Origin of the sequence: Ancylomarina salipaludis (assembly GCF_004122035.1) — a bacterium.
In the GTDB taxonomy this organism is placed as follows: domain Bacteria; phylum Bacteroidota; class Bacteroidia; order Bacteroidales; family Marinifilaceae; genus Ancylomarina; species Ancylomarina salipaludis.
The window spans coordinates 45,404-59,261 of record NZ_SAXA01000002.1; the positions used below are offsets into that span (position 1 = coordinate 45,404).

The 13,858-nt window shown below is 37.9% G+C and carries 8 protein-coding genes; 4 read left to right on the plus strand and 4 right to left on the minus strand.

The features are described from left to right. The first annotated feature begins 14 nt into the window (after nt 1–14). Nucleotides 15–4,724: a lamin tail domain-containing protein gene (locus EO244_RS02480; RefSeq protein WP_129252617.1), complete on the plus strand. Its 4,710-nt coding sequence runs from the start codon at nt 15–17 to the stop codon at nt 4,722–4,724. 54 nt (nt 4,725–4,778) lie between these two features. Here EO244_RS02480 and EO244_RS17260 read toward each other — a convergent pair whose 3' ends face one another. Then, a complete protein-coding gene (locus EO244_RS17260) occupies nt 4,779–7,037 on the minus strand; it encodes an NADP-dependent malic enzyme (protein WP_129252618.1) in 2,259 nt (752 codons plus the stop codon). A gap of 471 nt (nt 7,038–7,508) precedes the next feature. Between EO244_RS17260 and EO244_RS02490 the strand changes: the two genes are divergently transcribed. Both EO244_RS02490 and EO244_RS02495 read left to right on the plus strand, forming a co-directional pair. Next, entirely contained in the window at nt 7,509–8,615 is a 1,107-nt protein-coding gene (locus EO244_RS02490) for a hypothetical protein (RefSeq protein ID WP_129252620.1), read from the plus strand. A 66-nt stretch (nt 8,616–8,681) separates the two neighbouring features. Next, on the plus strand, nt 8,682–9,146 hold the full coding sequence (locus EO244_RS02495; RefSeq protein ID WP_129252622.1) for a septal ring lytic transglycosylase RlpA family protein: 465 nt from the start codon (nt 8,682–8,684) through the stop codon (nt 9,144–9,146). Here the strand turns inward: EO244_RS02495 and EO244_RS02500 are convergent. The 3 genes from EO244_RS02500 to EO244_RS02510 are packed head-to-tail and all read right to left on the minus strand — an operon-like array spanning nt 9,136 to nt 12,517. Beyond that, complete coding sequence (locus EO244_RS02500) at nt 9,136–9,897, minus strand: succinate dehydrogenase/fumarate reductase iron-sulfur subunit (protein WP_129252624.1); 762 nt, start codon at nt 9,895–9,897, stop codon at nt 9,136–9,138. The genes EO244_RS02495 and EO244_RS02500 overlap by 11 nt on opposite strands. Before the next feature lie 3 nt (nt 9,898–9,900). Further along, nucleotides 9,901–11,841, minus strand: a complete 1,941-nt coding sequence (locus tag EO244_RS02505; protein ID WP_129252625.1) for a fumarate reductase/succinate dehydrogenase flavoprotein subunit — start codon at nt 11,839–11,841, stop codon at nt 9,901–9,903. A 19-nt stretch (nt 11,842–11,860) separates the two neighbouring features. Continuing rightward, nucleotides 11,861–12,517, minus strand: a complete 657-nt coding sequence (locus EO244_RS02510; protein ID WP_129252627.1) for a succinate dehydrogenase cytochrome b subunit — start codon at nt 12,515–12,517, stop codon at nt 11,861–11,863. 499 nt (nt 12,518–13,016) lie between these two features. On the opposite strand from EO244_RS02510, the gene EO244_RS02515 reads away from it, so the two are divergent. Beyond that, nucleotides 13,017–13,802 (plus strand): alpha/beta fold hydrolase, encoded by a 786-nt coding sequence (locus tag EO244_RS02515; RefSeq protein WP_129252629.1) that lies wholly within the window; start codon nt 13,017–13,019, stop codon nt 13,800–13,802. Nucleotides 13,803–13,858 lie beyond the last annotated feature (56 nt).

Consider the following 13,858-nt stretch of genomic DNA (forward strand, 5'->3'; position numbering starts at 1 on the left):
TAGAGTTTTTAGCTATGAAAACACATGCTTTTATTAAAGTATTATTTCTGTTATTCCTGATTATGGGAAGTTTGCAAGCTCAGAATGTGATTTATACAGAAAATTTTAATGATGATATTGGGAAAGGATTTGATGGGGATGTATTGAATGATATCTCAGATGTGAATTGGACTTTAGATGTGAGTACCTGTATTCTTAACGATGCTGATGATTATGTAAAAGTTGTTGATACAGGTTCTGATCGATTAGAAGCTTTAGATTGCAATGGCGAAGCAATATGGAAGAGTCCTGTTTTAAATATTTCTAGCTATACTGGGATTAATATATCTGTTTCTGCCACAGAAACGGGCACGGGTTCCAACGCTGACAATAAATATATAAAACTGTTTTATGTTTTGGATGGGGGAGTTGAAGTTCCATTTTTTGAAAGTACTGTTGATTGGGGAAGTTCAACTGCTACTGTAAATGGTTTAGAAGGTCTCAGTTTGCAACTTGTTGCCCGAATGAAAACCACTTATGCCTCAGATAAAATCTACATCGACGATATTTTAGTTACAGGAACTCCCATTATTGTTTCCAATGATGGATCAACTCAGGCACAGGTTGTTGATTGGATTCCTGCTGATTCGCTTATTTCTTCTTTAGCTGTTGCCGAAGATGATTATAAGGAAGTTTTTCGTTTTCAAATTTCGGATGCCGGGGATGATGATCTTGAAAGTATTCTGAAAAAAATCAGATTGATACCGGGAGATGTCAACACGGTAAATTGGGCGAATGAGATTGGTGGTTTGCAATTGAGAATTAATGATAAGATTGTTAATGCTGACTATCAGAAAAGTGAAATAGATCTGATTATTACATTTCCCGACACTGAAGTTGCGGCAATAATCCCTGATGGGGAGACAATTGATTTATCTCTCTATATATATCTGACTGAAAATTCTATAGATGGATCAATTTTTCAGGCTGCTATTGAGAGCACACATACACAATGGGAGCTTACTGGAAGTGATTGGTTAGCTGAATTTCCCGGAAATTTGGTGGGGAAAAGTTTTGTTGTTGATGTTGTAGGAACTGAATTAATTTTTACGGATAAACCTCCTAAAACAGTTATTCCCAATGAGAATTTTGAACTTGGGGTAAAATCTATTGATACGTATGGCAATCAGGATTTGGTTTCGAATATTCAAGCTAAAGTTTCCGTAGCTTCAGGCACGGGGGAATTGGCATCCGATTCAGGCTTACAAAAGAATTTGATTACGGGAAAATATACGTGGACAGATTTAAGCTACAACAAGGCTGAGAATTTCACTATTTTGGTGGAGGCTGAGGGGCTGAAATCTGTGATGAGCGAAAACATTTCGAGCCTGGATGCCAATTCAATTATTCTTAAAGCTGATTCCGCGATACCTTCCAAAAAATTGAGTTCACTTGCGATTAGCCTGGATGATTCCGAAGTCGTTCTGAATTTTGGAATAAAGGATGAAGCGACTTTTGATTCAACACCAACTTTAATTAGCTCAATGAAATTTTATAATAGTCTTAATGATTCAGGCCTTGATTGGAAGAAACATTTGGCTGGTGCCGTTTTATTGAAGGCTGGTGAAATTATCGCCCAAACGACAAAAATTGAGAAGGACAATATTTCGTTTACATCTTTGGATGTTGAGATTGAAAATGGAACAGAAGTTGAGTATGAATTAGGTGTTTATTTCAAGAAAAGTTTATTGCCCGATCATGCTGAATTTCAGGTTGAAATTCGAAATGATCATGATTGGAAAAGCTCAACCACGGGTTCGTCTCTGTTAAGTGAATTAGCAGAGCCGATTGTGTCAGCTCTGCATAAGATCGAAGTGATTTCTGATCGCTTGTCTTTTATTTCTGTCCCTAAAGGAATTGCTCCGGGTGAAGAATTTGCTTTGATTTTAGCAGCAGTTGATATCTGTCAGAATATCGACGAGGATCAAAATTCATTGGTTAATCTAAATTTGATTTCAGGTGACGGGACTTTATCTCAAACGGGGGCAATTGGTCATTTGGTTGATGGACAATTAAGAATAGATGGATTGACGTATTCAGGTCGTCAGTCTTTCGAATTGCAGGCGAGTGGTGATTTGGCTTCAGCCGTTCAGTCAGTTTTTGTGCAAAATGAATCTCTCATTCTTTCTGATGACTTCGAATCACCAAGTCTAAATTTATGGGAAAATATTACTGATTGGACTGTTTCTACATATTTACCTATAGAGGGGACTAATAGTCTAAAGCACAATCTGACCAATGCGATTGGTGATAGTTATATCCTGCAACCAATTTCAGAGATTCAAATTGGATCAGAATCGATTTATTGGGAATTTATACTTAAAAATTCAGATTGGGATCCATCCTCAACGAACTTTTTTGTTTTTCATTTATTGATGGATTTCAATGGTCCCGAATTAGCTGATCAATTTTATTCAGTCGGTGTAAATCTGTCAGGATCGGATGACCTGTTAAGTTTATGGAAAACAAACGATGGAGATTCCGAACTCTTGATAAAATCTGATTTTGATTGGAATGAAGATGATCAGCTTGCCATAAAAGTAGAATATACAGCCAAAGGGGAGTGGAAGCTCTATTATAATCGTTTGGGCAAAAAGGAGAATTGGTTGGAGGCTGGTCGTGCAGAGTCTGAAGTTGTGAATGAGGCTGAAACCTGGTACACCGGACTCGAGTTTAATTTTGAAACTGCTTCGCGTGCTGGAGAGCTTTGGTTTGACGATCTAACAATTGAGAGCTATAACACACCTGCTTTTTTGAAAAATTATGCTGTCTATTCCGATTCAATCGTTCTTACTTTCTCCGAAGATTTGAATTTTTTAGAATCATCAAAGGTGGACTATTTTAGTTTAAAGCGGGATGGGGATGACGTTTTTATAAAGGAAATAAATGCATCAAATAAAAAGAATGAGCTGATTTTACAGGTGCAGGAGAAATTGCGAACAGGCAAGTATAATTTAAGTTTTGAAGGAATTCAGGATTTGTTTGGTTCGGTTTCTGATCGAATGAATATTGAATTTGATTTTTACGAAAAGCCAAAGCAATACGATTTAGTTATCAATGAAATTTTGGCTGATGAATCCCCCCTAGTTGGTTTGCCCGAATATGAATTTATAGAGCTATATAACAGGAGTGCTTATCCGATTAATATTGGTAATTTCAAATTGAAAGTGGGGCAAACTGAAAAAGATCTATCGGCATTTGAACTTGCTGCAGATGATTATTTGATTTTGTGTTCGAATGCAGCGGTTGATCTTTATAGCAATTTTGGGAATGTGTTAGGCGTGAGTGGTTTTCCGGCTTTGTCCAATTCCGGAGCAACTGTTTCAATCACATCATCTTCAGGATTATTAATTGATAAAATCGAGTATTCTTCGGGTTGGTATCAGGATGAAAATAAAAAAGATGGGGGTTGGTCTTTGGAAAGAATCGATTCTAATAATCATTCCTGGCAAGCCGATAATTGGCAGGCATCTATGGATGAATCGGGAGGGACACCCGGGAGACAGAATTCTATTGCCGGAATCAATCCGGATGTTATTTCACCTCGTTTATTAAGTTTTGACTTGATCAATTCGAATACAATCGATTTCTTTTTTAGTGAGGATTTAGAATTGACTCAAGCTTTAATGCTTGAAAATTTTTCTTTAGATCAGGAGATGGGGCATCCTGATTCTGTTGTAGAATTTGAGAACGAAAAATTTGCTTTACGACTGACTTTCCCTCAGGATTTTGAACACAATATCCAGTATCGTTTTCAGTTTTCCGATCTACTTGTCGATTTAGCCGGAAATTCGATGGAAGAGAAGGCATTTGAGTTTCTGCTTGCCGATTTGCCTCAGTCAGGCGATTTGGTTATTAATGAAGTGTTGTTTAATCCTTATCCGGGAGGGGCCGACTATATTGAATTGCTTAATATTTCTGATCGAATCATTGATATTCGGGATTTATTTCTCGCCAATCGGGATGAAGATTATCAAATTGATCAGATTTATCCTTTGAGTGATCAATCTCAAATGCTGGAAGCAGGGACTTATCTTTTGGTGAGTACCGATACGGCAAATATCAAGTTGAATTACAGTCATTGTGACGAAAAGACTTTTTTGCAATTGAAGAATTTGCCCTCTTACAATGATGATGAAGGGCGTGTGGTTCTTTTAAATGGGAATCAGGAGCCGGTGGATGATTTTGCTTATGACAAGGATATGCACATTCAGAATTTGACATCAGATGAAGGAGTTTCATTAGAGAGAATTAATCCTTTTAGAGAAACATATTCGATATCAAACTGGATTTCGGCAGCTCAGAGTATTGGCTTTGGTACGCCTGGACTTCAGAATTCTTCCTATGATATTGATGAAGTTGAAATCAATACGGTTGGATTTAAGAGCAAAACATTTTCACCGGATAATGATGGGGTGGACGATAGGCTTATTATTAATTTTGATCTTGATAAAAGCGGTTATGTGGCCAATATTCGGGTTTATAATAGTTTTGGATATGAAGTTCGGCGATTAGCCAGTAATTTAACTTTGTCAACAGAGGATGAACTGTTTTGGGATGGGTTATTGGCAAATAAAGATAGAGCCCCGATAGGGATTTATGTCATCTACTTTGAATTGTATCATCCTGACGGGGATGTGAAAACCTATAAAAAGACCTGTGTTTTGGGTGGCAAATTGAAGTGAGATAAGAAAGCTTTAGCCAAAATTGGTCAGCTAAAGCTTTCTTATTGATCTAATTTATTGAGCATCCACAACTGCAATAGTCACCATATTTACGATTTCCCGAACGGAGCTTTCCAGTGCAATCACATGAATTGATTTGTTCATGCCAAGTAAGATTGGACCTATAGCTTCGGCTCCGCCAAGTTCCTGCATCATCTTATAACTGATATTTCCGCTACTTAAGTTTGGGAATATGATGGTATTTACGCGTTTTTCACCAAGTTTTGAGAAAGGAAATTTTTGGCTTCGTAACTCACTATTTAAGGCAAAGTTCATCTGAATATCACCATCAACAATTAAATCGGGATGTTCGCGATGTAAGATAGCTGTCGCTTGCTGAACGCGAACCGGACTCCCCGTGCGTATGGATCCAAAGTTGGAATAGGAGACAAGGGCGATAACGGGTTCGATATTGAATTTTCGGACAGCTTCGGCCGTTAGTAAAGTGGTATCAACGATTGTTTTTGCATCCGGACGTGGATTGACTGTTGTATCTGAAAAGAAAAGAGGGCCTTGCTTGGTCATCAGCAGATACATGCCTGCAATATGATTGATGTCGGGTTTAATTCCAACGGTGTGAATGGCAGGTTTTATGGTATCCGCATATTTAGATGTTGATCCGCTTAATAGGGCATCAGCTTCGCCGGTTTCTACCATCATGGCACCAAAATAGTTGCGATTGGTCATGTATTCTAATGCTTCGGAATAGGTTAAGCCTTTTCGGTTCCTTTTTTCGAATAAAACATGAGCAAATCTCTCACGTCTGCTTTGTTCTTTTCGCGAATTCCAGTCAATAATTGGGATGTCTTCAATATCCAGATCGTTATCCAAAATAAGTTTCTTGATTTTCTTTTTATCTCCCAATAATATTGGCTGGGCTATTCCTTCGTTTAAGACGGTTTGAGCTGCTTTGAGGACTTTAAAGTTTTCTCCTTCTGCAAGTATGACTCGTTTCGGATTTCTCCGGGCTTTATTTGTTAATGCTCTAAGAAGTTTATTGTTTCGTCCCATTCGTTGCTCCAATTCCATTTCGTAGGCTTCCCAATCTGTGATGGGAGCATGGGCGATACCTGATTCCATCGCAGCTTTGGCAACAGCGGGTGCAACCACTGTTAATAGTCTTGGATCAAGAGGTTTCGGAATGATATAATCGGTGCCGAAATTTAAATTCATTTCCTTATATGCGGTATTTACCATATCCGGAACATCTTCTTTTGCTAAATCAGCCAGGGCTTTGACAGCAGCAATTTTCATTTCTTCATTTATACCGGTGGCTTTAACATCTAAAGCGCCTCTAAAAATGAAAGGGAAGCCCAACACATTATTAACCTGATTGGGGTGATCTGACCTTCCGGTAGCCATGATCAAGTCTTTGCGGACTTTCATCGCAAGCTCATAGTCAATTTCAGGATTAGGATTGGCTAAGGCAAACACAATGGGACGATCGGCCATGCTTTTGACCATATCTGGTGTAAGTATGTTGGCGACTGACAGGCCCAAAAACATATCAGCCCCTTTTATGGCTTCTTCCAGTGTATGAATGTTTCGTGTGGTGGCAAATTCACGTTTTATAGCGCTTAAATCGGTTCGTGAGTTGTGAAGCACACCTTTGCTGTCCACCATAACAATATTCTCCTTTTGTACCCCAAGTGAAATATAGAGTCGTGTACACGCCACCGCCGAAGCTCCTGCTCCGTTGACAACTAATTTAATGTTTTTAATTTTTTTCTTTTGAATTTCGATGGCATTCAACATGCCGGCAGATGAAATAATTGCAGTTCCATGCTGATCGTCGTGCATGATAGGAATGTTTAGCTCAGTTTTGAGTCGATCTTCAATTTCAAAACATTCTGGAGCTTTAATATCTTCCAAATTAATCCCTCCAAATGTTGGTGCAATACCTTTTACGATCTTGACAAATTCATCTACATTTTTCGTATCAACTTCAATATCGAACACATCAATATCAGCAAAAATTTTAAATAACAGGCCTTTCCCTTCCATAACGGGTTTGCCAGCTTCAGCACCTATATCGCCCAAACCCAGAACGGCAGTTCCGTTGGAAATTACAGCAACAAGGTTTCCTTTAGCCGTATATTTATAAACGTCTTTGGGATTCTCTTTAATTCTTAAACAGGGTTCTGCAACTCCAGGCGAGTAGGCCAGAGACAGATCCAATTGTGTGGAGTGGGGTTTGGTTGGAATAACTTCAATTTTTCCCGGACGGTTGCCTTCGTGATATCGAAGAGCATCTTCTTTGGTAAATTTAGCCATGGCTAATTCTTTTGGAATAGGTTAGGTGACTTGCTGAATAAATAATACCAATCGTTTTTTGATTGTGTAGGAGAGCTAAAAGGCAAATGCCTTTGAAGAACAGATTGCAAATTCCCAACTTCACTGGCTTTCTATCAATAAATATTGATTGTTTAAATTCCGAATTTATTTGTTTAGAAGAAATTTAAATAAAAATCGATTTTGAATGAACTTCATAGCCGAGCTTGTATTTTTATTTTATAAACGTAGAACTATTCCACATCCGTTCCTTTTAACCTCACAAATAGGCTTTGATATTATTCCTATTAACAACTACTTTTTGTAACTTGAGGCTCTGAATCATTTCTATTGGAGGAGTTTATGTTTGTATAGGTATAAGAAAGATGTTTTCTGGTATAATCTTTGTAAACACAATGTGCTGCATTATATGATCAATATAATAGCCCCAATAGATAACCTAATTCTGATGATATGAAAAAATACATTTTTAGTTTAGCAAGCTTGTTTCTGTTTACAGCGGTATTTTGGAGCTGTTCAGACAACTCTGATAATAATCCGGAAGAAGATCTTTCTCTTGTACAATTGATGGAAGTAAAAGCGAATGCGATTACTGATGCTGTTGTTGATATTTCTGAATCAAAAGGATTTGAAGTCATAACAGTTGATGATGGCTCAGACCTTAAAAATGCTTACAGCCGAGATATGGATTCCAGGTATGCAATGAACATTACACTTGATGATATCAAAGGTGTTTATGACTATAAAGGGGGAATTTCAGATCAGCAGGGAACTTTTAAATATGGGTATCAAAGCGTATTTGAAAAAATAGGCGATTCTGAATTCTTTGTTTTGCAATTACCTAAAGAAAAAGCCATGCGTCCATGGATGTTGTATGAGAATGAAACGACTGATTACGTCAATGATTTTGTTATTACAACAACTGACTATCACTACACATATGCAGGAGGACTTGCTTTTGATTATTTGCTGAATTCAGAAATTGAGGTTGAAAAAGAGAAAGCGGGTGCATTATATGTTGATTGGTCTATTTCTGAGGATTTGAATTTTGACTATCAATCTAAATTCACTTTTACGAACGGTTATTCAGTTGGTGTTGATTTCAGTGTTGGTGAAATGATAAATTATAAGTTTAATTTGATGAAAGGTGATGCTATTCTTTTTATGGAAGATGTTGAGATCTCAAAATCAGATGTAACGAATAAAGGAGAATTGAAATATTCACTTGTATTGGGCTCGATTAAAATTGAGTGGAGTTCAGTGTCTAAAGATTACGTGGTTTACAGAAATGATGTGTTGCAGGAAGGTGCTACTATTGAGGTTGTGAAACATCAAAATGATTCGGATGATGCAAATGTTGCTTTCTGTAGAAAAGGACGTGATATAAAAATCACTTTTGAGGATGGTACAAGTATTGAACTTTCTGAGATGTTAAGTGAAGATACTTTAGCTCTGATGGATCAAATTTTCAGTTCGATGTATGATATGAAATTTGTGAAGCATATTGTTGATAAAGTTGCACGTGAAGTTTATTATACAAATTTGGTCAATGCAAACTAATTGGTTTATGACCATGTTTAAGATCCGGCCTGTTGGGTCGGATTTTTTTCTTTATATATTTAAACAATGAAATCAGTTCTATTGGTTTGTCTTCTTGTAATTTGCAGTTTAAATTTACCTGCGCAGTTGGCTCCTCTACAAACAATCAAAGGGAAGGCATCGTTCTATTCAGATTGGTTTGATGGGCGACTTACTGCTAATGGGGAATTTTTTTCACAGGAAGAATTTACTGCAGCACATATGACTTTCCCTTTTGGAACCTGGCTGGAAGTGACAAATCTCGATAATCAGAAATCGGTTTTTGTCAGAATTAATGATAGAGGGCCTTATGTGAAGGGACGCATACTTGATCTTTCAAAAGCTGCAGCGCAAGCTTTAGGGGATTTGAAACAGGGGATTTTTAATGTTGAGATTAGAGTCGTAAATCGATTGGATATATTGGTTTTGCCTCTTAGTATCAGTAAAACGAAAAAGAGCGTTCCCCTCAGGCAACGCTCTTTATATCTGGATTCGAATCTAATTAGCCCTTAATTGTAGCGCTTAAGAATTCGCGGTTCAAACGAGCAATATTTGCAATAGAAATTCCCTTAGGACATTCTACCTCACAAGCACCTGTATTGGTACAGTTACCAAAACCAAGCTCATCCATCTTAGCCACCATGTTCTTAGCACGACGAGTAGCCTCAACACGACCTTGTGGAAGTTTTGCAAGGTGAGATACCTTAGCAGAAACGAACAACATTGCCGATGAGTTTTTACAAGTTGCTACACAAGCACCACAACCAATACAAGCTGCAGCATCCATAGCTTCTTCAGCATCATCGTAAGAAATAGGAATTGCATTTCCATCAGGTACACCACCAGTGTTTACCGAGATGTAACCACCTGATTGAAGTACTTTTTCGAAAGCAGTACGATCAACAATTAAGTCTTTGATTACCGGAAATGCTCCAGCTCTCCAAGGCTCAATAGTGATGGTTGCTCCATCTTCGAATTTACGCATGTGCAACTGACATGTTGTGATATCGTCATCTGGTCCATGAGCACGTCCATCGATGAATAAGCTACACATTCCACAAATACCTTCGCGGCAATCGTGATCGAATGCAATAGGCTCAATGCCATCATTAATTAGTTGCTCGTTAAGAATATCAAGCATCTCAAGGAATGAGGTTCCAGTTGAGATATCGCTGATTTTATAGGATTCAAATTTCCCTTTGGCTTTAGCATTCTTTTGACGCCAAACCTTTATCGTTAATTCTTTTAATATCTTATCTGCCATGGCTTACTTGTATGAACGTTGAGTTAACTCAACAGTTTCGAATACTAAATCTTCTTTGTGTAAAATAGGATCTTTATCTTCACCTTGGTACTCCCAAGCTGAAACAAAAGTAAAGTTGTCATCATCACGTTTAGCTTCACCTTCTTCGGTTACAGACTCCTCACGATAGTGACCACCACAAGACTCTTTACGGTTTAATGCATCGCGAGCCATCAAATCACCTAATTCAAGGAAATCAGCCACACGACCCGCTTTTTCAAGCTCGATATTCATTGCATCAAAATCACCAGGGATGCGAACATTTTTATAGAAATCAGCTTTGATTTTAGCAATCTCTTCGATAGCAAATTTCAAGCCTTTCTCATTACGAGCCATTCCAACGTAATCCCACATGATGTTTCCTAAACGCTTGTGGAATGAGTCAACAGACTTATCACCTTTTACATTGTAAAGACGCTCTAAACGTTCCTGAACAGCTTTTTCTTTCTTTTCGAATTCAGGGTGATTCAATTCAATACGAGGTGTTTGAATTTCATCAGCCAAATAATCACCAATAGTGTAAGGAAGGATGAAGTATCCATCAGCTAAACCTTGCATCAAGGCAGAAGCACCCAAACGGTTACCACCGTGATCAGAGAAGTTAGCCTCACCAATAGCATAAAGACCCGGGATGTTTGTCATCAAGTTGTAATCAACCCATACACCACCCATTGAATAGTGAATTGCAGGATAGATTTGCATTGGCTCGTTGTATGGGTTTACATCAGTAATTTTCTCATACATTTGGAATAAGTTTCCATAACGAGCTTCGATAACATCACGACCTAAACGTTCGATAGAATATTTAAAGTCAAGATAAACAGCTTTACCTTCAGCATTAACACCGAAGCCAGCATCGCAACGCTCTTTTGCAGCACGAGATGCTACGTCACGTGGTACCAGGTTACCGTATGAAGGGTATCTTCTCTCTAGGTAGAAGTCACGATCTTCATCAGCGATATCATTAGGTCCCATTTCACCTTTTTGCAATTTAATTGCATCTTCTTTTTTCTTTGGAGTCCAAACACGACCATCATTACGAAGGGATTCAGACATCAAAGTTAATTTAGATTGTTGTTCACCGTGAACAGGAATACAAGTTGGGTGAATTTGTACGAAACAAGGGTTTCCAAAATATGCACCATTCTTGTAAGCTTGCCATGCAGCACCACCATTACAACCCATAGCATTGGTTGAAAGGAAGAATACGTTACCGTAACCACCGGTAGCGATTACTACAGCGTGAGCACCATGACGCTCAACTTCACCAGTAACCAGGTTACGAGTGATGATACCACGGGCTTTACCATCTGCAATGACAATGTCAAGCATTTCGTTACGCTCATGCATTTCGATTTTACCTTGTCCGATCATGCGGTTCATTGATGCGTAACATCCCAATAGCAACTGCTGTCCGGTTTGACCACGAGCATAGAATGTACGACTTACCAATACACCACCGAATGAACGGTTAGATAGTGTTCCGCCATACTCACGTGCAAAAGGTACACCTTGAGCCACACATTGGTCGATGATGTCACCACTTACTTCAGCCAAACGGTATACGTTGCCTTCACGTGCACGGTAGTCACCACCTTTAATTGTATCATAGAATAAACGATAAATTGAGTCATTATCGTTTTGATAGTTTTTTGCAGCGTTAATACCACCCTGAGCAGCAATAGAGTGAGCTCTACGGCCTGAATCCTGGTAGCAAAATGCTTTTACGTTGTATCCCATCTCTGCCAAAGAAGCAGCAGCAGACCCACCGGCCAAACCAGTTCCTACAACGATAATATCTAATTTTCTCTTATTAGCAGGGCTAACTACTTTAATAGCAGCTTTGTGTTTTGACCACTTCTCAGCTAATGGCCCGGCTGGAATTTTTGAATTTAATACTGTCATAACCGTTAAATTTTAGCAATTAAGCAAAAAAGTGTAAGTACAAAGGAATGATTGTAAATCCTGCAGCAACGAAGATTGCGTAGAAGTATGATACCTTTTCTAAACGTTTTTTCCAGATTTTATTGCTGAAACCAATTGATTGGAAAGCAGACCAGAATCCGTGAGCCAAGTGAAATCCCAAAAGGATAGCTCCTAAAACATAAAGACCAGTATAAACTAATCCCATAGAACCATTGGTGAAAAGAGCTTTTACCAACTGAGCATCATCATGTACATTTCCTTCGATCTGAATAGGTACAAAGAAATGCAACAAGTGCATTGCAATAAATACCAATACAAGTCCACCTAACACAAACATGTTACGTGACGACCAAGTACTACTGTTACTCAAGTTCTGAACTGCATACTTCTGAGGGCGAGCCTTTTGGTTTTGCAATGTTAGCGTAATAGCGTAAATGATGTGGATAATGAATCCACCTGCCAGTACCGGCTGTAATCCGAAGCGGATAATCGGTAGAGACATAAAGTGAGCTCCTGCGTTGAACAGTTCGCCTGTCTTATCAAACAACAAAAATGAGTTTAATATCAAGTGAACCAACACAAAAACAATAAGAAAAAGGCCTGACAAACTCATTATCAGCTTTTTCCCAATTGATGAACTTAAAAAACTGCTCATAGGATTTAAAAATTAAATTAGATTGTTTTTATTCTAAGGTTTAACTAATTCAGTCGCAAATGTAGATGCTCATGTTTGAGGAAACAATACTACGTAACACATGTAATTTATTTAGATTGATTCTAATAACCACCTATTTAACAACAAGCTAGCCGATTGACTTATAATGCAAACCTATTCGTTTAAGTCTAAATTGATTACAGAATTTATTCTCTAATGATTTGGACAAACCTTTGCAAGGTATTACTTTTTTATATGTTTTAAAACAAGTTAACCTGTATTGTTCTTATTTAGAAAGTTAAAACAATTATCAGCCCATTGAGTGGATAATCTTACCTGGTGAAAGTGAAATAGCTTACTGCTCGAATAAAGTGTTCTCAAATCAATCAATATATTGTATGATTTTATTTTTTTTGTGGACACTTGTTTTTAAGATCCAATTCTGAAATTTTAGAATCCTGAATTTTTGTATTTTTACATAACTTTTAAATGAAAACCGATGATAAAAACGATTGATACACCTAATTCTACAATTAGATTCAAAGATCAGGGCAAAGGTACTGTATTGGTTCTCCTGCATGGCTATCTGGAATCAATTGACACGTTTAATGCACTGGCTTGTGAATTGTCGAAGACTGCCAGAGTGATTTGTATTGATTTACCCGGACATGGTAAGTCAGCAATCAAAAATGATAACATGAGTGTGGATGATATGGCTAATGCGGTATATGAGGTGCTTTCTTATTTGAATTTAAGCCGAGTACATCTGATGGGACATTCAATGGGAGGTTATGTGGCTTTGGCCTTTGCCGAAAAGTATGTTAATTATTTGGCGAGTTTTTCTTTTCTACATTCTACAGCCAATGCTGATACAGATGAAAAGCGTAAGAACAGAGGTCGGGAAATTGAGTTTGTCAGAAAAGGCAAAAAGGAACTGATATGTAGTACAGCTGTTCCCAATACTTTTTCGAAGAAGAATCAGGCGATCTTCTCTGAAGAGATTGCGAGTTTGGTTGAAATTGCATTGAATACCCAAGATGAAGGCATAATAGCTGCTTTAAATGCAATGATGAATCGTCCTGATAGGAATAAGGTGCTTAAAGGCTTATCGGTTCCTAAATTCAGTTTTATTGGTAAGGAAGATAATTTTATTCCTTTTGAGAAAGGCTTGGAGTGGGCTGATCAAAACGAAATGGAAGCCATTGTTTTTGAGCACTCCGGTCATATGAGTTTTATCGAGGAGAAAGACGCTTGTGTAAAAGCGATTCAGAAAATAATGCAATAAAAAAATAAGCTCCACTATTGGGGTAGTGGAGCTTGTATTTAGATCAGATTTCGAGA

Bases quoted from the DNA above. Each gene is read 5' to 3' on its own strand.
- EO244_RS02480 (WP_129252617.1), top strand. From the start codon at position 15: ATGAAAACACATGCTTTTATTAAAGTATTATTTCTGTTATTCCTGATT.
- EO244_RS17260 (WP_129252618.1), bottom strand. From the start codon at position 7,037: ATGGCTAAATTTACCAAAGAAGATGCTCTTCGATATCACGAAGGCAAC.
- EO244_RS02490 (WP_129252620.1), top strand. From the start codon at position 7,509: ATGAAAAAATACATTTTTAGTTTAGCAAGCTTGTTTCTGTTTACAGCG.
- EO244_RS02495 (WP_129252622.1), top strand. From the start codon at position 8,682: ATGAAATCAGTTCTATTGGTTTGTCTTCTTGTAATTTGCAGTTTAAAT.
- EO244_RS02500 (WP_129252624.1), bottom strand. From the start codon at position 9,897: ATGGCAGATAAGATATTAAAAGAATTAACGATAAAGGTTTGGCGTCAA.
- EO244_RS02505 (WP_129252625.1), bottom strand. From the start codon at position 11,841: ATGACAGTATTAAATTCAAAAATTCCAGCCGGGCCATTAGCTGAGAAG.
- EO244_RS02510 (WP_129252627.1), bottom strand. From the start codon at position 12,517: ATGAGCAGTTTTTTAAGTTCATCAATTGGGAAAAAGCTGATAATGAGT.
- EO244_RS02515 (WP_129252629.1), top strand. From the start codon at position 13,017: ATGATAAAAACGATTGATACACCTAATTCTACAATTAGATTCAAAGAT.